The organism is Dethiosulfatibacter aminovorans DSM 17477, assembly GCF_900142005.1.
Taxonomy (GTDB): Bacteria; Bacillota; Clostridia; order Tissierellales; family Dethiosulfatibacteraceae; genus Dethiosulfatibacter; species Dethiosulfatibacter aminovorans.
In genome coordinates this window covers 13,031-34,426 of sequence record NZ_FQZL01000018.1, presented here as the reverse complement: position 1 = coordinate 34,426, position 21,396 = coordinate 13,031, and the positions used below count along the sequence as shown (strand labels likewise).

The window sequence follows — 21,396 nt, the reverse complement described above, 5'->3', positions numbered from 1 at the left end:
GTTGTCATATAATATAAGTAGGAGCGGTTGGACCGTAAAAACAGCATCGTTTGTGATTTTTAAACCAAAAACGGCAAAGGTCGTACCATTATACCAAAGGAGGAGTTTATGAATATTATCATCCCAATTAAACAAGTTCCTGAAACGAGCAACGTAAAGATGGACCCCGAAACAGGAACTATGATTCGTGAAGGTGTAGAAAGTATAATCAACCCATTGGACCTGTATGCAATAGAAACAGGCATTCAGCTAAAAGAAGAGCACGGTGGAAAAGTTACCGTTGTTTCCATGGGGCCTCCCAAAGCGGAAAAAGCCTTGAGGGAAGCCATAGCAATGGGCTGTGACGAAGGCATTCTAATATCCGACAGGAAATTTGCAGGATCGGATACATGGTCTACTGCCTACGTCCTGGCTGAGGCCATAAAAAAACTGGGAAACTATGATCTCATACTTGCCGGAGAGAGAGCAACAGATGGTGATACCGGCCAGGTAGGTCCCAACATTGCAGCCTATCTGGATTTGACCCTGGGAACATATATCAGCAGGATAGATGAAATAACTTCAGATGGCATAATTGTGGAAAGGCTTCTGGAGGAAGGCTATGAGAAGCTTAAACTGCCACTTCCTTCCCTTCTAACGGTTGTCAAGGAAATAAGCTATCCCAGATTGCCTACCCTGAGAGGGAAGCAAAAGGCGAGGATGACAGAAATTCCTGTGCTGACAACATCCGAAATGGATTTGGACGATGAGCTTCTTGGACTGAATGGATCCCCTACGAGGGTTGTAAAGATCGAGACCCCTAAAGTTACGCGAGGAGGCACAATCATTACGGTGAAGGACGAAGACATGCTAGAAGAATCAGTGGACAAGCTTATTGAATTCTTGAAAGCCAAAGAAATGGTATAGGAGGCAGTTATGGAATATAGAAATATTTGGACGATGGCTGAAACTCACGACGGAAAACTCAAGGATGTATCATATGAACTTTTGTCCAGGGGAAGGGTGCTGGCAGACAAGCTTGAGGAGCATCTTGTTTCAGTTGTAATAGGAAATAATGTAGACAGAGACCAGATAAACGAACTTATCCAGAGAGGAGCAGACAAGGTCATCGTTGTCGAGAACGAGAACATCAACGACTTTATTGTTGAAAACTACAGCAACCTGGTTGTGAACTTGATAAAAAAGAGAAAGCCGAATATCATACTTGCAGCTGCTACAGCAAACGGAAGGACTCTCATGCCTCACGTAGCAATGAGGATCCACACGGGCTTGACCGCAGACTGCACGGAGCTTGATATTGAGAAGGAAACCAAGAATCTCCTTCAGACAAGGCCTGCAATAGGGGGAAATATCCTGGCAACCATAAAAACTCCTAACCACAGACCCCAGATGGCAACTGTAAGGCCAAAATCCTCTAAGCCCCTTGAAATAGACGAAAGCAGGACTGGCGAAGTTGAATTCATCGAATTTGACGAATCACTTATTGACGGAAGGGTTGTCAAACTGTCGTCAGAATACGGTCAGGACAGCGGACTTAACATTCAGGGAGCAGATGTTGTCGTGGCAGGCGGCAAGGGTATGAAGAGGATAGAAAACTTCAAGATGCTCAAGGAGCTTGCGGACAAACTCGGCGGAGTCGTAGGGGCTTCCAGGGATGCAGTTGACAGAGGATGGGCTGTTTATCCACAACAGGTGGGCCTCAGCGGAAAGACAGTCACTCCAAAGCTGTACATTGCCATAGGCATATCTGGAGCAATACAACATCTGGCCGGCATGAAGACTGCCGAGATAATAGTATCTATAAATATTGACCCTGAAGCCGCAATATTCAAGGTTTCAGATTTCGGTATTGTAGGAGATTTATTTGAAGTTTTACCTTTGCTGAACAAAAAGTTGCAGGAGGAGGGAAAATAGATGAATTACAATCCAATAACCAAAGAAATACTGGAAGAACTGACCGGCATCCTGGGGGCAAAGAATGTTATAGTCGACAAAGAAAAAATGGAGAATTATTCCCATGATGAAACCCCCAAGGAATATGCACATATGCCCGACGTTGTAATCACTCCCAGAACGGCTGAAGAAATATCCGAAGTTGTCAAGCTGGCAAACAGGCATCTGATACCAATAACTCCAAGAGGTGCAGGCAGCGGTCTTTCAGGCGGCGCAATACCGACTTTCGGAGGAATACTGCTCTCAATCGAGAAAATGAACAAGGTTATTGAAGTCGATTATGACAATATGATGATAGTGGTGGAGCCGGGACTCGTCACCAATGAAATAAATGCCATTGTTGATGAAAGGGGTCTCTTTTATGCGGGATACCCCATGAGCCTTCTGACCTGCTATATAGGGGGAAACATTGCTGAGAACGCAGGTGGCGGCAAGGCCATCAAATATGGTGTGACAGGACGCTATGTCATGGGACTTGAAGTTGTAACCCCCACGGGTGAAATTGTCCAGATGGGAGGAAAGAACGTAAAGGATGTTACAGGATACGATCTCAAGAGGCTTATGATAGGATCCGAGGGAACACTCGGAATAATTACCAAGGCCATACTGAAGCTTTCCCCAAAACCGAAATTCGCCACCGATCTGCTGGTGCTTTTCGAGGATGCTGATTCCGCAATAAAAATGGTCCCCAAGATCATTTCGGAATCAAGGATAATACCTACATCAGTTGAATTCATGGACAAACTTTCAGTCCACACAACGTGCGACTACCTGAACGAGCAACTCCCCTACCAGAAGGCAGGGTCCATGCTTCTGATCGAAGTGGACGGTACTGTTGAAGAGAACGTCAATCAGGATGCCGAGACTATCGGGGAGCTATGTCTGGAAAACAATGCCATAGAAGTATATGTTGCAGACAATTACACCACTCAGGAAAGGGTCTGGAGTGTAAGGCGCAATATCGCCGAGGCATTTATGGTCTACAGCCCTGAACAGAGTCTGGAAGATATAGTGGTTCCAATAGCAAACATAGCAAAACTGATGCCTGAAATCGAGAAGATATCTGAAAGATACGATATCAAGATGCCGTCATACGGTCACGCCGGAGACGGGAACCTGCACACAACACTGGTCAAAAATCCGGATACTACAATGGAAGAGTGGTTCGAGATAGAAGAGAAAGCCTTGCAGGAACTTTACACTGCAGTCTATGCCCTGGGTGGAAAACTCAGCGGCGAACACGGTATAGGAATTAAAAGAAAGAAATATATGAAGGAACACGAAGGGGAAGCGGAGCTAATGCTTATGAAAAAAATAAAAATGGCATTTGACCCCAACAACATAATGAATCCGGGTAAAATAATCGATTAGAAAGGAGATGATTTATTTGAGAATAAGCCTGCCATATGGAAAGGGTAGCAAAGATCTGGAAATATCAGAAGAGAGAATTGAGGGACTTCTCTATTCAAGAACACATGAATACAAATCACAAAAGTCGGAATCCGAGATTGTAAGAGACGCTTTGAGGAATCCCATAGGTTCTGAATCTCTTGAAATTTTGTCAAAAGGAAAGAAAAAGATAGTCATCATATCAAGTGATCATACAAGGCCTGTTCCTTCACATGTAATAATGCCGGAGGTTCTCGCCACCATAAGGAAGGCCAATAGCGATGCCGAGATTACAATACTGGTGGCGACGGGAGCTCACAGGGCATCTACAGATGAAGAATTGCGGGACAAGTATGGTGATGAAATAGTTGACAATGTGAGAATTGTAATGCACGACAGCAAGAATGAGGCCGACATGGCAGACCTTGGCACTCTTCCATCAGGGGGTTCACTGATGATCAACAGAACTGCAGTAGAAGCGGATCTGTTGATAGCCGAAGGTTTCATAGAGCCACATTTCTTTGCAGGATTTTCAGGAGGAAGAAAGTCCATCCTGCCCGGCATTGCAAGTTACAAGACAGTACTTGCCAACCACTGCGCCGAATTCATAGATTCAAGATATGCAAGAACGGGTATTCTCGAAAACAACCCTTTGCATATCGACATGCTGTATGCAGCAGAAAAGTCAAATCTCAAATTCATCATAAATGTAGTGATAGATCAGGACAAGAAAGTTATCGCAGCATTTGCAGGAGACAGGGAAAAGGCCCATTACGAAGGATGCAGGTTTTTAAAGGGCCTTGCAGGAGCTGAAGGTAAAAAAGCGGATGTAGTCGTGACCACCAACGGAGGGTATCCTCTTGACCAGAATATATATCAGTCTGTAAAGGGAATGACTGCTGCAGAGGCAAGCATAAACGACGGAGGAATCATAATAATGGCGAGCGAATGCAGCGACGGACATGGTGGAGAAGAATTTTACAAAACTTTCAAGGATGGAGCTTCACCGGAAAAGATAATGAAGGATATTCTTGAAAGAGAAAGGAACGAGACAGTGCCTGACCAGTGGGAATCCCAGGTCTTGGCCAGACTACTTATGAAGCATGAGATCGTCATGGTCACAGATGCGCCCAAACAGATGATAGAGGATATGCACATGCATTATGCAAAAAGTATGGAGGAAGCCTTTTCAATAGCCGAAGAGCTCCTGGGAAGGGATGACTACAGGGTGACTGTAATCCCCGACGGAGTTTCGGTCATAGTGGAATAATCAGCTTGGATATAAATGACATTGAATTGTTTTAAAAGAATATAAGGAGGAATAGTTTATGTATGCACTTTTGGCTTTCACCCCTATCTTGGTTACCATCATACTGATGACTGTACTTAACTGGGGAGCCAAGAAAGCACTGCCCGTATCATGGGCAACGGCTGCAGTAATCGCCCTTACAGGATGGAAAATGGAATTTGGAAGTGTAATAGGCTTTTCAGTCTACGGAGTATTAAAATCTTTTGATGTCCTGGTAATAATTTTCGGCGCGATACTCATACTCAACACACTGAAGCAGTCAGGAGCCATGTCGACAATAAACAACGGCTTCAGCGGAATAACAAAGGACAGAAGAATACAAGTATTGATAATTGCATGGATGTTCGAGGCATTCATTGAAGGTGCAGCTGGATTTGGAACACCGGCCGCCCTGGCCGGTCCTCTTCTCGTAGGACTGGGATTTCCACCTCTGGCTGCCGCCATGGTTGCCCTAATAATGAACAGCACACCGGTTGCATTTGGAGCAGTGGGGACTCCGGTATTTGGAGCCATGAGCACTCTATCATACAACCTTACTGCAATTGGTGCAGACACGGCGACATACCAGATGGCTATTACCAAATGGTCTGCCTTAGGGCATTCAGTAGCGGGGACCTTTCTGCCCCTTCTGGCACTGGGACTCATGACTAAATTTTTCGGTGAAAACAGGTCTTTTAAAGACGGTCTTAAAGCTGCACCATTTGCCATCTTCGCTGGACTTGCTTTTACGGTTCCCTACTTTTTAACAGCAACTTTCTTTGGTCCCGAGCTCCCATCACTTGTCGGCGCATTCGTGGGACTGGCTTTAGTGATACCTGCAGCTCAAAAGGGATTCCTTATTCCAAAGGAAACATGGACTTTCCCTTCCGAAGAGAACTGGGATGAAGATTGGAAATCAATGGCTGATCTAGGCAAGACGACGGAATCAAACATGTCGCTAATGAAGGCATGGACACCATACATGCTTATTGCTGTCATACTCGTAGTTACAAGAATTCCAAGTCTGGGACTCAAGGCCTTCCTGTCATCGCAGACAATCACCATATCAAATGTAATGGGAACAGGACTGGACTACAGCCTTAAATGGGCATATCTTCCAGGAACAATACCTTTCATGCTTGTTGCTGTTTTAACTCACTTCATCCATGGAATGAAGGCGGAAGAAATTAAATTTGCATGGAAGAACACCTTTAAACAGATAACGAGTGCGGCAATAGCCCTGTTTGCAGGAATAGCCATGGTTCAACTGATGCTGAACTCGGGAGTCAACGGAGCTGGACTGGAAAGCATGCTAACTGAAATGGCTGAAGCACTTGCAGGTCTCGCAGGGAGCGCATTTGTTTTTGTATCTCCTTTCATAGGAGTTCTTGGTGCTTTCATGTCAGGTTCCAACACCGTATCCAATATCCTTTTCTCATCCCTTCAGTTTGAAACTGCCACCATACTTGAAATGCCTCCGGTCCTCATCACTGCAATGCAGGTTATTGGAGGAGGAATCGGCAATATGGTATGCGTCAACAATGTAGTGGCTGTATGTGCAACCGTGGGTGTAATAGGTATGGAAGGAAAGCTCATAAAGAGAAATGCAATACCGATGTTTATCTATTCCATAGTGATAGCAGTATTTTTCGCAATACTCATATACTCTGGATTCGATCCCCTGCCTCTTTAGGCTTTCATACCCATCTAATTGATCAATAATATTTAAGGCTGCAATATCTCAAAACTGAGAAATTGCAGCCTTTTATTTTGACTTTTCCTGCAATTGATATATAATTAAAATTATTATCAATTTAGCGAGGTGAAATATTTGAGCAGACTGTCAGAAATAAGGGATGTTGTACAGAAATTTGCAGAAGTGTCGAAATCAGCCCTTAAGCTTGACGTGGAAGTAGTGGACAATGAGATGACATGGGTGGCCGGAACGGGACGCATAAAGAAACTCATCGGACAAAAAATTCTCGAGCAGGGAGTCATAAGAAAATGCATGCTTGAAAACAAAAAGGACATAATACTGGACTCGCCCGGAAACCAGCCCGAATGCATGAACTGCCCCCATTACCGTAACTGCAACTACGGAAAGGCCGTATATACGGTTATTGAACTTGAAGATGAAGTTGTGGGAATAATAGGTTTTGTAGCAATGACCACGGTACAGGAAGGTCTCCTGACTAACAACAAGGAGCCCATGCTGGAATTTTTGAAAAAAATTGCAAACCTAATAAGCACCAAAGTCATGGAGCATGAAATAATTTCCAGAATAACCATCAACTCCAAGCTTGTTAATACTGTAATAGATACACTGGATAAGGGCATAGTCATCGTCAACAAGGATGGCGTAGTTGCAGATGTGAACAACTTCATGCTTAAAAGGCTTGATATGGACAAGGATGATGTCACAGGCATGAAAATTTCGGACCTTTTGCCCGGAATCTCAACAGATCCCGAGGAGGACCATCAGGACAGGGTGAAGTACAAGGAGATAAACTTTAAATCCGAGAACAAATCAACAGACTTCATATATTCATGGAAAAATGTAACCGTTGAAGACTATATAAGCGCTGCAGTCTATATGTTTGAGGATATCAAAGATACAACCCGACTTGCATACGAACTTTCCGAAAAAAACAGCCAGATAGGTTTCAACGAAATAATCGGAGAAGATCCCTCCTTCATTGAATTCAAGAATAAAGTGTCAAGTATAGCCGTAAATGATTCCACTGTTATGCTTATAGGAGAAACAGGCACGGGAAAGGAACTCTTCGCAAGAGCTATCCATTCCCTCAGCAATAGAAAGGACAAGCCCTTTGTTGCAATAAACTGCGGCGCAATACCCGAGACACTAATAGAAAGCGAGCTTTTCGGTTACGAGAAAGGGTCCTTTACTGGAGCCAGCACCACAGGAAAGAAAGGTAAATTCTACATAGCCGACAAGGGAACCATATTCCTTGACGAAATCGAGAACATGCCCCTCTACCTTCAGATTAAGCTTCTCCGCGTACTGGAAACCAGGGAAATAGAAAGGGTGGGATCCAGCAGAAGCATCCCGGTTGACATAAGGATAATTGCAGCCACCAACATGAGGATAGACGAAATGGTCGAGACGGGACAATTCAGGGAAGACCTGTTCCACAGGCTCAATGTTGTAAGCCTCTTCATCCCTCCCTTAAGGGAAAGGGGCAACGACATACTCGTTCTGTCTGATTACTTCATTGACAAGTTCAAGAAAAAGTTCAATAAAAATATCGAAGGGCTTTCAAATGAAGTCAGGGAAACATTTATGGAGTATTCTTGGAAAGGCAATATAAGAGAACTTCAAAATGCCATAGAATACGCAGTAAATATGGAAAACTCCCTGTACATACAAAAGGAAAACCTGCCGTTTCAGATGAAAAAGGTTGAAGAATCGGGAGAATTCAAGACATTGGATGAAATGGAAAAGGAACATATAAAAAAAGCTCTCGACAGGTACGGCTGGTCGGAAAACGGACGTATAAAGGCAGCAAAAATGCTCGGAATAAGCAGGGCCACAATATACAGGCGCCTCAGCAAATACGAGTTGCAGTAATTTTATTCTGGAACTTTCATACTATTAATAAAAGACATATCAGGTTGAGATTTAACATCTCAACCTGATATGTCTTTCTTTTTAACCCTGTAAAGCCAACGAAATCGTTGTCATAAAACAACTCACCTCCATTTCTGTCTCACACTGAGATGTCCCTGTGAAAAATCCATTTCAATATATACTTCAATTCGCCTCCTCAACCGTTGAAAATACAAAATCAAATGAATTTTCTTGAAAAAATCTTGCATTTTCTTTTTTTGGCACGGTCCTTGCTCTAATTATTTGCATAAAATATTTTAAAGGAGTTAGGTTATGAATAACATGTATGAGCAAATTACCGAAAGCCTTATCAAAGGCCGATACACTGAGGTTGCGGAGCTTACCCAAAAAGCACTGGATGAAGGCTATGAGCCTAAGGAGATAATAAATGAAGCGCTTCTAACTGGCATGAACGAGGTTGGAGAACTTTTCAGCGACGGAGAAATGTTCGTTCCTGAAGTTCTTGTTGCTGCCAAAGCAATGGCTTCCGGAATGGATCTTCTCAAACCTCTATTAAAAGAAGGCGATGTAACATCAGCAGGCAAATGTATTTTCTGCACAGTCAAGGGAGACCTTCACGATATAGGAAAGAAGCTTGTTGCCATGATGCTGGAAGGAGCAGGCTACGAAATTGTAGACTTGGGTGTAGACGTAGGTCCAGAGGCTATAATAGAAGCGGTCAAAGAACACCAGCCTGACATCATAGGAATGTCTGCAATGCTTACCACAACAATGATGTCCATGAAGGAAACTGTTGAAGCGTTGAAGGAAAACGGAATGTACGACAAGCTGCAGGTCATGATCGGTGGAGCGCCGGTGTCGACAAACTATGCCGATCAGATAGGTGCATCATTCTCAGCCGATGCCGCTGCTGCAGTTGACCTGGCAAACAGACTGATGGCTTAATGGGACAAGAAATCAATATTAATAATTTTAAAGGAGAATATAATGTTTAAAGCTGCTGAAGGCGGACAGTTGCGTCTGCTAAGTGATACTGATATTAAAAAGATTCACGAAACATCAATGAAAATCCTGGAAGATACAGGTATGAAAATAAAGAATGCAGATGCCAGAAAGATTTTCGCAGAAAACGGAGCGGAAGTTGATGAAGAAACTCATATAGTGAAAATCCCCCGGGAAATGGTAATGAAAGCTGTTGAATCAGCTCCTTCAAAAGTGATTCTCTACGGCAAGGAAGAGAAGAACGACCTCCACCTGGAAAAGACTCGTACCCACCTCGGTACAGGAGGTACTGTACTTTACGCTCTTGACCTTGAAACAGGCAAAAAAAGGCCTACTGAAACAAAGGATGTAAGGGACATAGCAAGGATGGTTGACTACTGCAACAACACGTCATTCTACGTAATAAACACATATCCACAGGACGTGCCGGATTCTGCTTCCGATGTCAACAGGTTCTACTGGGGTCTAACAAACACAAACAAGCACGTAATGGGTGGAATGTATACTATGGAAGGCCTGAAAGGAGCAATCGACATTGCAGAACAGGTTGCCGGAGGAGCTGATGAGCTCAGGAAAAGACCTATAGCTTCATTCATAGTTCTAATGATCAGCCCTCTAATAATGGACGACCTATATTCCGACTTCCTTATAGAAATAGCAAAAAAGGGACTTCCTGTCGTTGTTTCATCCGAGCCTCTCGCAGGCGCGACGTCTCCCGTTACTATAGCTGGAACAATAGCCATAAACAATGCCGAAACTCTTGCCGGGATTACACTCACTCAGCTTGTGAATCCTGGAACTCCAATACTTTATGGATCAACTTCAAGCATAATGGACATGAGAGAAGGAACATACATGGCAGGAGCAGTTGAATCAGCCATGATAAATGCAGGAATTTCACAAATGACCCAGTTCTACGATCTTCCCATGTATGGTACTGCAGGAATGTCCGATTCAAAGACCATAGATACTCAGGCAGGATATGAAAGTGCAATAACCGCCATGACAGTTGCGCTGTCAGGAAGCAACTACATCCATGATTCAGTGGGACTTCTTGAAATGTGCCAGGTGTTCTCTTACGACAAGATGGTCATAGACAACGAGATATTGGGAAATGTACTTAGAGTAATGGATGGAATAACAGTTAACGACGATACCCTTGCCCTTGACGTAATCCAGAGGGTTGGGCCAGGAGGTCACTATCTCTCAGATGACCACACCGTGGCTCATGTAAGAAACGAATTCTTCATGCCGAAAATTGCAGACAGGCAGACAAGAATCAGATGGGAAGAAGGCGGTTCAAAGACAACCGAGGAAAGAGCAAGAAAGGTTGTAGACAGAATTCTCAAGAAACATGTTCCCAAGCCTGTTCATCCTGAATTAAAGGCTAAAATACGATCTCAATATCCTGGAATAATGGGAGACGAACTTTATTAATAATAGCTGGCAGTAAAAAACCTTCTAAAAAAATCAAGTGGATTTTGAAGATTCTTCAAAAACTTCCACTTGATTTTTACATTTCGAATGAACCAGCTAACCTGGCAACTTTCTATTCAAGGTTTATTCTACTACCTTTCTGTATTTATAGGAAACATGCTTCACAGAATCATCATTGGACAGGGATATAACCTTTCCTCCTTCATTGGCGAATCCAGATATTTCCTGTCCGGTTATTATGCAGTTTACAGCCGGTATGCTCATTCTTGCATCTTCTCCATCGCTTAGAGAACTCCCCAGACTGCCTCCTCCAACCTTGCTTGCAGTAATTTTAACTACCTTTCCCGGCAAGGACTTGCCATTTTCATCTTCAAAATGTATATGAACAATGAGTTCTATATTTTTCACTTCTGCAACCGGCTCTGGTTCCGGTCTGTATACCGGTTTCTCGACTTCATATTCCTCTTCAACTTCCTTTGCAGCTGCAGCTTCGGCCGCCTCTGCTGCTGCCTTCGCCTCAGCTTCACGAGCTGCCCTCTCAGCCATAACTTCCTTCATGGCTTCTATTTCTTCCTTGGTTATTATTGCATTATTTGAATCCGCTTCTGTTTCAGCTGTAATTTCAGTTCCCCTTTCTGCTTCATGTCCGGGCATACCGTTGTCTTCAGTCAAATAAATATTGTATCCCTGTTCATTCCTTGCCATCTCACTGTTTTCTTCCGCAGTTATATCAGTATCATCCTTGTCAGAAGAGACAATATCATTTGAAAACAATTCGCTCCTGGCCTCGTTCGATTCACTGCCCATATTCCTCAAGCTGAAATCCTCATATATATCCATACCTACATATATGACAACCAGCATTACAAGCAAAAAAAGCAAACTGAATCGCTTGTTGTTCCTTACATATTCAGACAGGTTCCAAAATTTCAACTTCATAGACGTCTCTCCTAATAACTACAGAATATTGTTATCCAATCCCTTGAAATCCCTGACTAGAAACATTCAACAACTAAATTAAATCCATCATCCGGAGGAAAAGGCAGATTATTTCTTTACAAAATTCAAGCTTACTATTATTATACTATCCATGGACTGAATCGTAAATTATTAATGCACAATTTGTCAACAAAACATGTAAATTCTAAGGTCACATTTGTTAAGTTATGACAAAATTGAAACAAAATCATTGACATCATATCTCATTGTGTTATAATCAGTTTAATAATATTTTGGAGAAAATCATGGATAATCAATCGAATTTAACTAACTGCACATATTATTCTTATTATTATCCTGGCTATTGGTCAGGACAATTTGTAGTGCAATTAAATAAGATGTGATTGAATAATGAGAGATGCCCAAAGTATATAATTCCGAAATCAAAGGACTCATTATGAGTCCTTTTTTTAATTTAAATGATGTTATTCAACTTTACAAAAGCGGCAAAAGGGACTCAATAATCACTTGGTCTTATGGACAGGCGGAGTACTAAAAAGAAAAATCAAAAATCGAGGAGGATACAAATGATAGTAGTTTTTAAAAAGGATGCAAAAGTAACCGAAATTGAAGAAATGAAGAAATCCCTTGAGGATAAAGGCTTTCATATTCACGAGTCACAAGGAGAAAACCACTATTTGATAGGTCTTGTAGGCGATACTACGATAATTGATCCGGATGTATTGAAAGCACACAGAATAGTAGAGAAAGTAATCTATGTTCAGGAACCATACAAAAAAGCCAACAGAAGATTCAATCCGCTTGATCTGGTAGTAGATGTAGGTGGACACAAGATAGGAGGTGGCTACTTCTCTGTAATTGCAGGTCCATGCTCCGTTGAAAGCAAAGAGCAGGTTCTTGAAATAGCGACCAAGATCAAGGCTTCAAATGCCGGATTGCTAAGAGGCGGTGCCTTCAAACCAAGAACTTCTCCATACAGCTTCCAGGGAATGGGAAAAGACGGTCTTGACATCCTTATAGAAGCAAAAAAAGAAACAGGACTGCCAATAGTAACCGAAATAATGTCAATCAAGCAACTTGAAAAATACCATGAAATAATAGATGTAGTTCAAATAGGCGCCAGAAACATGCAAAACTTCGACCTTCTCAAGGAAGCAGGAAAAATCAACAAACCTGTCCTCATCAAAAGAGGAATGTCGGCTACCATCCAGGAATTGCTGATGTCTGCCGAATACGTCCTTGCAGGCGGAAACAACAATGTTATCCTATGCGAGAGAGGAATAAGGTCCTTCCAGAAGGAAGTAAGAAATGTACTGGACCTGAGTGCAGTTCCAATCCTCAAGGCAAAGACGCATCTTCCTGTAATTGTGGACCCAAGCCACGCAACTGGAAGCTGGCAGCTTGTTGAGCCAATGGCCAAGGCTGCAGTTGCAGCAGGCGCCGACGGACTCATGATAGAGGTTCACAACGATCCCGACAATGCACTTTGTGATGGAGCTCAGTCTGTAAAGCCTGAAAAATTCGATTCAATTATGAAAAAGATTGCGGCATACATAGAGCTGGAAGATAAAATACTGAATTAGGTGAGGATATGAATTTTAATGATAAGAACATTACAATAGTTGGACTTGGAATGGAAGGAGGTTCCTTCGCCATAGCCATTAAGGAGTTTATTAAGCCTAGAAACCTTTTTGCCGTCGACATAGACGAAAACATACTGATTGCTGCTGAAAAGCTTGGCGTGATCTCAAAAGGCTTCAAAAACCCTGCTGACATTTTGGGGAAATCCGATATTGTGATAATGTGCATATATCCAAGTCTGGTAATAGAATTCATGAAGGAACATATGGAGGATTTCAAAAGCGGCTGTATTGTTACAGACGTTGCAGGAGTCAAGAGAAATATTGTAAACGAGCTCGACGGCATTGTAAGGGACGACATAGATTTCATACCGGGCCACCCAATGGCCGGAAACGAGTTCAGGGGATTTCTCTATGCGGACAAGAAGATATTCGAAGGCTGCAGCTATCTGTTGACCCCAACTGAACAGAACAAGGAAGAAAACCTTGTCGTTATCGAAACCCTTGCCAGGAAGATAGGCGCTTCAATTGTATTTAGGACCGATATAGATACCCACGATACAATGATAGCCTATGCCAGTCAACTGATACATGTCATAGCATCGTCAATAGTCAACAGCGATTATTATTCAGACGACATAACCTTGTTCTCAGGCGGATCCTTCAAGAGCGCTACAAGGGTTGCAAATATCAACCCTGACCTTTGGACGGATGCCTTCCTTGAAAACAAGGATAATCTGATAAAGCAGATCGATGCTTTCAGCAGCAATATACAAAAATTAAAAGATGCACTGATAGAAGAAGATGCAGACCTTATACACGGCTTCCTCAAGGAGAGCTTCACCAGGTCAAACAGGCATACAAACAAATTTAAGTAAAAAACATTGACATACCCCCTAGGGGTATGTTATTCTTTTATAAAGATAATCCATGGATTCGAATATATGGATTTATCGATGAATAGGTGGTGAAATAATGAAAAAAATCATTATGTTGTTGGCGCTTGCTTTCCTGCTGATATTCACGGCATCCTGCGGAAATCCCTCCGATACCGCTGTAGAGACACCTGTTGAAGGTTCCGGAAGCACCGAAGAAACACAAGAAGTCGAATCGGAAAAAATAATATATGCACCCGATTTCGAACTCATGGATCTTGACGGAAACATAGTGACTCTCTCGGATTTGAAAGGCAAAAACCTTATCATCAACTTCTGGGCAACCTGGTGTCCTTACTGTATAGAAGAGATGCCCGACCTTCAGAAGCTTCACGACAAGTACAAGGATGGCGACTTCATGGTACTGGCAGTGAATGTAAGGGAAAAAGGAAGCAAGGCAAGATCATATCTTGAAGAGAATAATATTGAAATACCTGTCCTTCTTGATATAGAAGGTACTGCAAGCTATGAGTATGGCGCAAATTCAATTCCTCTATCCGTTGCAGTCAACAAAAATGGTATAATAGTAACAGGTAAACTTGGCATGATGACTTATGACGAAATGGAGTCAATGTATAAATTTATTTTAGCAAACCAATAATGAAAGGAGACCGGCATGAAATTAAAAGTGTCACAGGAAGCTATTGAGGCTTTGAAGGATGTTCTAAAAAAGAAGAACGAAGATACGGCGAAGGCAATAAGAATAAGTATGGCAGGCTTTGGCTGAGGCGGCCCAAGAATGGGTCTTGTTCTGGATGAACAAAAAGAAAATGATGAAGTATTCGAAGAAGGCGGACTAAAATTCGTAGTAGGCGAAGATCTCGATCAATTCGAAGGATTCGACGTAGATTACGCAAATTCATTCCTTAGAAAAGGGTTCACAGTTAGCATCATGGGCTTTACTGGCGGAACCTGCTAGAAAATGAAATAGTGATTTCAAGAGGCTTGTCTCAATAGGGGCAGGTCTTTTATTGCTATAATCCAATATCTAAGTCCGTTCATGAAAATCACATGACTGTGTAGTACAAAAAACGATGTATAAATCAGTGAGGTCTCGCATTCGAAGTGCTGGAATCAACATTATCAATTGTAGATTCCAGCACTGAGTGAGTAGGGAACTGATTTGTACATCGTTTTATCATTCACATCTATTTAAGTTTCTTAAGAGCCTCTTCCATCCTGTTCATTCCCTCTTCAATGTTTTCAATTGAATTGGAATATGAGATCCTCAGATTGTCAGGTGCCTCGAAGGCAACTCCGGGAACCACCGCTATCTTCGATTCTTCAAGGAGGTAGTTTGCCATGTCAACGGAATCATTTATTACAACGTCTCCATTGCTTTTGCCGTAGAAGCTTGTAATGTTAGGCATTACATAAAATGCCCCCTTTGGCATGTTGCATTTTATTCCTTCCATGTTGTTGAGTCTTTCAACTATGTATTTTCTTCTTCTGTCAAATTCAAGTCTCATCATTTCAACCGAATCAGCCGAATTAGAAAGAGCTTCCAGGGATGCATGCTGAGCAGGTGAATTTGCACCTGAAGTGGTGTGTCCCTGATAGTCGGTCATTGCCTTTATTATTTCCTGCGGTCCCACTGCATAACCTATTCTCCATCCAGTCATAGCATAGGATTTGGATACTCCGTTTATTGTAATTGTCTTTTCCTTTATTTCAGGGGACAATGCAGCCATGCATACATTTGCTCCACCTTCATATATAAGCTTTTCATAGATTTCATCGGACAGTATCATGATATCCTTCTCTACAGCAAGCTTTCCAAGCTTCAAGAGATCTTCCCTGCTGTAAACAGCTCCAGTGGGATTGTTTGGCGAATTGATCATGATTGCCTTGGTCTTTTCCGTTATTGTTTCCGCAATCTTGTCAACATCAAGGGCAAACCCATTTTTCTCTTCCATCTGAACTATTACTGGAATACCGTCTGCAAGCTTTATCATTTCAACATAGCTTACCCAGCAAGGTGCAGGCACTATTACTTCTTCCCCGGGATCAACAATTGCCATAAGAGCATTAATCAAAGACTGTTTTGCTCCATTTGACACTATTACTTCCTTTGGATTGTAATCAAGACCATAGTCATCCTTGAATTTCCTGCAGATTTCCTTTCTAAGCTCCAATGTACCTGGCGCCGGAGTATATCTGGTCATTCCAAGGCGGTATGCTTCTTCGCCCTTCTTTATGATGTTGTCTGGAGTATTGAAATCCGGCTCTCCAACATTGAATCCAATAATTTCGATTCCCTGGCTTTTCAGGTCTGCAATCTTGCCCGATAATGCAACAGTTGCTGAAGGAGTCATTTCCTTAATTCTTTTACTAATCATTTCACACCTCAACTAATTAAGTATATTATATTCACAGTATTATTATAACATCTTTTCTGTCAATTTCAACTTATTTAGTTATTAATTCGTCCTATTTCGCCGTTTTTTATATGCTTGTTTTTCGTTTTTTGCTTACTTATGTTATGCCAAAACCTTCCGGCAAGTTCACCGGGATTATCGCATGTCATTGCCTCGTTCATAATGCACACACCAGCCGCACCTGCATTCATGATGTCTGCAACCCTTTCTACCTTCACCCCTCCTATAGCATAGACAGGAATGCTTACAGCGCGGCATACCTCTCTTAGAAACCCTGTTCCCCTGGGAGGCACTCCTTCCTTGCATCCGGTAGCATATATGTGTCCAGCCACAAGATATTCAGCCCCCAATGATTCCGCCTCAACTGCTTCCTCTACTGAATGCACCGAAGCGCCTATTCCCTTGCAGCTTTCAGTATGGGCACCCATTTCCCTTAGGGAATCAATTGAAAGGTGCAGGCTGCAATCCCTTATTTTTTCTGCAGCCTCCTTGTTGTTGTTTAAGATGAGGAATACCCCCTTGGCTCTGCACAATTTTTCCAATTCATGTGCCAGGTCCTCATAAGCATCCTGGTCCATGTCCTTTTCCCTGAGCATTACTGCATAAGGTCTTCCATTTATCAGCTTCTCCATCCTCTCAATGAAAGGTTCCCTGCACAGCTTTCTACTGGTAACAAATATAACCATGCTATACCCTGATATAGTCCCTGTAGACGGGCTGCAATCCTCTGGATACTATCATGCGGTGTACCTCATCCACACTTCTTTCATCGGATATCTCGAACTGCTCGTCGCCCTTTTCGTCCTCTCCATGTCCTCCTACTCCCGTACTCACACCGGCGGAAATCTTGGTGGCAACCAGACCCACTACATTGTCCCTGAACCTGGCATTTTCCCTTGTGGATATTGTGATTCCGGCATAAGGCATGAAAAGTCGGTATGACAGCATAACCTGCAGCAGTTCCCTCTCATATACATCGCTGGGTCTTTTTTCACTGTTATTTATGAATGGTCTTATTCTTGGAGTTGAAAATGATATCTCTCCATGTGGATATTTTTTCTGAACAAGATATGCATGGATACCGGCTGCAAACACATCCTTCCTGAAATCATCAAGTCCTAAAAGAGCGCCGAATGCAACCCCCCTCATTCCTCCCTTGAGAGCCCTCTCCTGGGAATTGAACCTGTAGGGGAACACCCTCTTGGGTCCTTTGAGGTGCACTTCTCCGTACTTGTCGGTGTTGTATGTCTCCTGATATACCGATACAAAATCTGCTCCCTGATCCTTGAGATAACCGTATTCCTCCGAATTGAGCGGATAAATTTCAATTCCAACAGTCGAAAAATGCCTGGTTGCAGTCTTTACAGCAGCTCCTATATACTCGAGATCCGACTTGATTCTGGATTCCCCTGTAAGTATAAGTATCTCCTTCAATCCCGTTTCGGCTATTGCCCTCATCTCAGAATCTATTTCATCAAGACTCAGCCTGCCCCTTTTTATCCTGTTCATGCAATTGAATCCACAATATACACAATGGTTTTCACAGTAATTTGCAATATAGAGCGGTGTAAACATGGACACGGAGTTGCCAAAATACCTTTCGGTCAGGCCCTTGGCTTTTCTTGCCATTTTTTCAAGGAAGGGAACAGCTGCCGTTGACAGCACTGCACCGAAATCATCTATTGTCATATTTTCCTTCTCAAGGGCCCTCATGACATCCTCTTTCGTATAGGAATCATAATCGTAGGATGCAGCAAGGTCAAGAACCCTTTCCATTATTTCCGAATCAGTCCTTTCCATGTTGTCCATATATTCCATATGATTTGTCAAAGTTCCAGCCATATCAATCCTCCAGGAATCCTGTCAACGGACTTGAAGCTTCTGCCTTGCCTGCAAGAACCCTTCCCATGCCAGCCAGGTACGCAGCTCTTCCAGACTCTATGGCCAGCTTGAATGCCCTGGCCATGAGGGATACATCCCTTGATGTTGCAACAGCCGTATTGCACATTATGGCGTCAACTCCCATTTCCATTGCCTCACAGGCCTGTGAAGGACGTCCTATGCCCGCATCAACTATTATGGGAAGGTCTATCTCGTCTACCAGTATCTTTATGAAATCCCTTGTTGCAAGTCCCTTGTTGCTCCCTATGGGCGCCGCAAGTGGCATTACTGCCGAAGCTCCTGCATTTACAAGATCCCTTGCCACATTGAGGTCGGGATACATGTAGGGCAGCACTACGAATCCTTCCTTTGCAAGAATCTCCGTAGCCTTCACTGTTTCGTGATTGTCGGGAAAAAGATACTTGGAATCCCTTATGACCTCAACCTTTACAAAGTCTCCGCAATTCATTTCCCTTGCAATTCTTGCAATCCTTACTGCCTCTTCAGCATTTCTTGCTCCGGAAGTATTGGGAATCAGCGATATGTTTTCCGGTATATAATCAAGTATGTTCTCCTCTCCTCCTTCGTTTGCCCGTCTAAGGGCAAGAGTTATCATTTCTGCTCCACCCATTTTAACAACTGCATTTATTATCTCCAGTGAAAACTTCCCAGACCCCAGTATGAATCTTGAATCGAATTCATGTCCTCCAATTATCAGCTTATCGTCCAAATCTATCTCCTCCAATTAATTATTTCAGGAACATTCATATTCCCATTTCTATCCTATTAATCTTATACGGTACCTGATTTCTTATACAGCCAGTGATAAATCAGCCTCCTCCTACGAAGTTCATCACTTCAATGCTGTCACTGCCGCCGGGTACAACATTGCAATAGTCGGCTTTCGGCACTATCCTGCCGTTCACTACAGCAACCGTCCTTTCCAGGTTGAACTCCCGGGAAACCAAGATCTCTTTCAGAGTCATTCCTTCCCTTGACTCAACCTCCATTCCGTTAATTCTCATCCTTTCCTCCTCATATCAAAAAACAAAAAAACACAAAACGGCTAACACCCTTTCGGTGGTGTTCCCCATTTTGTGCTTTACACTCGTATATTCTACACTGTCTTATCAGATATGTCAATAATGTTTATTTTTTCTTTCTATTCATTAATCGATATAAGCAACATTCTTCTTCATGATACAAATCATTACAGTCTGCCTATTATGCTGAATAGAAGATCCTCTATTCCGTAAACCGGCGGTCCAATTATCCTTCCTATATTTCCAGTTATAAGAAGGAGTATGAGTCCAAGGCGTATATACTGGCTGTACTGGTGGTAGAAATTGTATACCCTTCTCCCTCCGATATCCTGAAGGATGTGGTGGCCGTCCAGTGGTGGAAGAGGTATGAGGTTGAATACCATAAGTACAATATTTATCCTTACTACATAGAAAAGCATGACTCTTAATATCTGTCCTATTTCAGTGTAAAGGAATCCAGTAAAATTCTCTACATAGATCTTGTAAATAAGAATAAACACTATAGCCGTAATGAGATTCATCACAACTCCTGCAAGGGATACGATTATATCGTCCCTCTTTGGATTCTTGAAGTTTCTCGGATTAATGACAACCGGCTTTGCCCACCCGAAGTGAACAGTCAAGAGACATATGAATCCTAAGGGATCCAAATGTTTGAATGGGTTTAGTGTAAGTCTTCCCTGATATCTCGGCGTATCATCCCCTAAAGCTACAGCAGCCAGCGCATGGCCGTATTCGTGAATTGAAATGCCTATGAGAATCGCCGGAAGTGTAATCAACATAGACAGTATGCTATCTAACATTTTTTCCTCCTAGTTGTTGCTGAATTTGTTCCGGCATTTCATTTTACTGCCGAAACCCTTTGTTCTTTCATCTATATTCAACGTATTAAGATTGTTTTCAAATATTTTAAGTTCCTCAATGAACCGAATTGCATTAATACCTACTATATCATTTATCTTGATTAAATCAAGTATAATGTCAAAAACTTAATTAAAGATTAAGTTTCTATAAATACATCACTTTTTTACTGTTCTTTTTTAAACGTACATACCGTGAATTCGATTTATTTTTCTGCAAAATAAATTTTCAGGCTACTATTTGGCTGCTATTGAATTAAAAGGAACCAACTCTTTACAGTCGGTTCCTAACCATACTACCAGGCGCCATAATATCCTATAGTCAAACTGCTGCTATGTGCTCCTTTTCTCATGCACTCCAGGATAGATTCCCCTTCAAGCACTCCCATGAGAAATCCGGCTATATAGCTGTCTCCCGCACCCATGCTGTCTACTACTTCGCAATCCATTATTCCAAACTTGGTGAACTCGATGCCATCGTATGCCATACTTCCCTTTTCACCCCTGGTTACAACAACCACCCCAGGTCCTTTGGTTTTGATGCATTTCATGAATTCATGCAGTTCTTCATCGTTTTTGCTGTCATCGGAAAAAAATGCATAGTCCACATATGGCAAAGCCTCATGTGTTATCTCATGATCAGGCTTATCTGCAAAATCAAAGGCAACAGGTACGCCTCTGTCTTTAATTTTATGAAGCTCGGATTCCACCATTCCCCATATCCCTGTCACAACCAGGTCATGGCTGCATAAAAAATCAATATCTTCCTCAGTCAGCTTAAAATCAGCCATGACTCCTTCTTCATATTCACCTAGGATTCTGTCGCCATTTTTTATTTCAACATGTGTAACGGCAGTCCTGCCGTCCATCACTTTAACATGAGATACATCCACACCCTTTGCCGATATGGCTTCAACCATGAATTTGCCGTAATCATCCGTTCCCACAACGCCGGTATATGACGACTCGCCATTCATCCTTTTGACATACACTGCTACGTTTACCGGATTGCCACCTGGAAAAGCCTCTCCCGTATTGTCATAAACATCCATGCAGTTGTCACCGACGGCTGCTATTCTAATCTTTTTCTCCATAATATCC

Annotated in this window: 20 protein-coding genes; 12 read left to right on the top strand and 8 right to left on the bottom strand. The window is 42.5% G+C overall.

Annotated features, from left to right (window positions below; genetic code table 11):
• Nucleotides 1-108: 108 nt before the first annotated feature.
• The 8 genes from BUB05_RS11805 (at nucleotide 109) to BUB05_RS11770 (ending at nucleotide 10,658) form a co-directional block, all read left to right on the top strand.
• On the top strand, nucleotides 109-906 hold the full coding sequence (locus tag BUB05_RS11805) for an electron transfer flavoprotein subunit beta/FixA family protein (RefSeq protein WP_073049823.1): 798 nt from the start codon (nucleotides 109-111) through the stop codon (nucleotides 904-906).
• A gap of 9 nt (nucleotides 907-915) precedes the next feature.
• Nucleotides 916-1,914, top strand: a complete 999-nt coding sequence (locus BUB05_RS11800) for an electron transfer flavoprotein subunit alpha/FixB family protein (protein ID WP_073049822.1) — start codon at nucleotides 916-918, stop codon at nucleotides 1,912-1,914.
• Nucleotides 1,915-3,324 (top strand): FAD-binding oxidoreductase, encoded by a 1,410-nt coding sequence (locus BUB05_RS11795; RefSeq protein ID WP_073049821.1) that lies wholly within the window; start codon nucleotides 1,915-1,917, stop codon nucleotides 3,322-3,324. It begins immediately after the preceding gene.
• A gap of 7 nt (nucleotides 3,325-3,331) precedes the next feature.
• Nucleotides 3,332-4,612 (top strand): nickel-dependent lactate racemase, encoded by a 1,281-nt coding sequence (gene larA / locus BUB05_RS11790; RefSeq protein WP_073049820.1) that lies wholly within the window; start codon nucleotides 3,332-3,334, stop codon nucleotides 4,610-4,612.
• A gap of 58 nt (nucleotides 4,613-4,670) precedes the next feature.
• The gene (locus tag BUB05_RS11785) at nucleotides 4,671-6,323 is read left to right on the top strand and encodes an L-lactate permease (protein WP_073049819.1); all 1,653 of its coding nucleotides are present in this window, start codon (nucleotides 4,671-4,673) and stop codon (nucleotides 6,321-6,323) included.
• A 138-nt stretch (nucleotides 6,324-6,461) separates the two neighbouring features.
• Nucleotides 6,462-8,219, top strand: coding sequence for a sigma-54 interaction domain-containing protein (locus BUB05_RS11780; RefSeq protein ID WP_073049818.1), 1,758 nt, complete (start codon nucleotides 6,462-6,464; stop codon nucleotides 8,217-8,219).
• 312 nt (nucleotides 8,220-8,531) lie between these two features.
• Nucleotides 8,532-9,164, top strand: coding sequence for a corrinoid protein (locus BUB05_RS11775; RefSeq protein ID WP_073049817.1), 633 nt, complete (start codon nucleotides 8,532-8,534; stop codon nucleotides 9,162-9,164).
• Nucleotides 9,165-9,206: 42 nt separating this feature from the next.
• A complete protein-coding gene (locus BUB05_RS11770) occupies nucleotides 9,207-10,658 on the top strand; it encodes a trimethylamine methyltransferase family protein (protein WP_073049816.1) in 1,452 nt (483 codons plus the stop codon).
• A gap of 123 nt (nucleotides 10,659-10,781) precedes the next feature.
• Here BUB05_RS11770 and BUB05_RS11765 read toward each other — a convergent pair whose 3' ends face one another.
• On the bottom strand, nucleotides 10,782-11,597 hold the full coding sequence (locus tag BUB05_RS11765) for a hypothetical protein (RefSeq protein WP_073049815.1): 816 nt from the start codon (nucleotides 11,595-11,597) through the stop codon (nucleotides 10,782-10,784).
• 587 nt (nucleotides 11,598-12,184) lie between these two features.
• On the opposite strand from BUB05_RS11765, the gene aroF reads away from it, so the two are divergent.
• From aroF to BUB05_RS19005, 4 genes are all read left to right on the top strand, one after another.
• Nucleotides 12,185-13,201, top strand: coding sequence for a 3-deoxy-7-phosphoheptulonate synthase (gene aroF, locus BUB05_RS11760; RefSeq protein WP_073049814.1), 1,017 nt, complete (start codon nucleotides 12,185-12,187; stop codon nucleotides 13,199-13,201).
• Between the two features lie 8 nt (nucleotides 13,202-13,209).
• On the top strand, nucleotides 13,210-14,076 hold the full coding sequence (locus tag BUB05_RS11755; protein ID WP_073049813.1) for a prephenate dehydrogenase: 867 nt from the start codon (nucleotides 13,210-13,212) through the stop codon (nucleotides 14,074-14,076).
• Nucleotides 14,077-14,173: 97 nt separating this feature from the next.
• Nucleotides 14,174-14,734 carry a TlpA family protein disulfide reductase gene (locus BUB05_RS11750; RefSeq protein ID WP_073049812.1) on the top strand — a complete coding sequence of 187 codons (561 nt, stop codon included), beginning with the start codon at nucleotides 14,174-14,176 and terminating at the stop codon, nucleotides 14,732-14,734.
• Nucleotides 14,735-14,872: 138 nt separating this feature from the next.
• Complete coding sequence (locus tag BUB05_RS19005; RefSeq protein WP_073049811.1) at nucleotides 14,873-15,052, top strand: hypothetical protein; 180 nt, start codon at nucleotides 14,873-14,875, stop codon at nucleotides 15,050-15,052.
• A 229-nt stretch (nucleotides 15,053-15,281) separates the two neighbouring features.
• Here BUB05_RS19005 and BUB05_RS11740 read toward each other — a convergent pair whose 3' ends face one another.
• The 7 genes from BUB05_RS11740 to frlD all read right to left on the bottom strand — a co-directional run bounded on the left by BUB05_RS11740 (nucleotide 15,282) and on the right by frlD (nucleotide 21,389).
• A complete protein-coding gene (locus BUB05_RS11740; protein ID WP_073049810.1) occupies nucleotides 15,282-16,472 on the bottom strand; it encodes a pyridoxal phosphate-dependent aminotransferase in 1,191 nt (396 codons plus the stop codon).
• Between the two features lie 74 nt (nucleotides 16,473-16,546).
• Nucleotides 16,547-17,197 carry a thiamine phosphate synthase gene (locus tag BUB05_RS11735; RefSeq protein WP_073049809.1) on the bottom strand — a complete coding sequence of 217 codons (651 nt, stop codon included), beginning with the start codon at nucleotides 17,195-17,197 and terminating at the stop codon, nucleotides 16,547-16,549.
• 1 nt (nucleotide 17,198) lies between these two features.
• Nucleotides 17,199-18,353 carry a 2-iminoacetate synthase ThiH gene (gene thiH / locus BUB05_RS11730; protein ID WP_073049808.1) on the bottom strand — a complete coding sequence of 385 codons (1,155 nt, stop codon included), beginning with the start codon at nucleotides 18,351-18,353 and terminating at the stop codon, nucleotides 17,199-17,201.
• Nucleotide 18,354: 1 nt separating this feature from the next.
• Nucleotides 18,355-19,122 (bottom strand): thiazole synthase, encoded by a 768-nt coding sequence (locus BUB05_RS11725; protein ID WP_073049807.1) that lies wholly within the window; start codon nucleotides 19,120-19,122, stop codon nucleotides 18,355-18,357.
• Nucleotides 19,123-19,222: 100 nt separating this feature from the next.
• Nucleotides 19,223-19,417 (bottom strand): sulfur carrier protein ThiS, encoded by a 195-nt coding sequence (thiS, locus tag BUB05_RS11720; protein WP_073049806.1) that lies wholly within the window; start codon nucleotides 19,415-19,417, stop codon nucleotides 19,223-19,225.
• Nucleotides 19,418-19,602: 185 nt separating this feature from the next.
• Nucleotides 19,603-20,238, bottom strand: coding sequence for a site-2 protease family protein (locus tag BUB05_RS11715; protein ID WP_073049805.1), 636 nt, complete (start codon nucleotides 20,236-20,238; stop codon nucleotides 19,603-19,605).
• Nucleotides 20,239-20,591: 353 nt separating this feature from the next.
• Complete coding sequence (gene frlD / locus BUB05_RS11710) at nucleotides 20,592-21,389, bottom strand: fructoselysine 6-kinase (RefSeq protein WP_073049804.1); 798 nt, start codon at nucleotides 21,387-21,389, stop codon at nucleotides 20,592-20,594.
• Nucleotides 21,390-21,396: the final 7 nt, after the last annotated feature.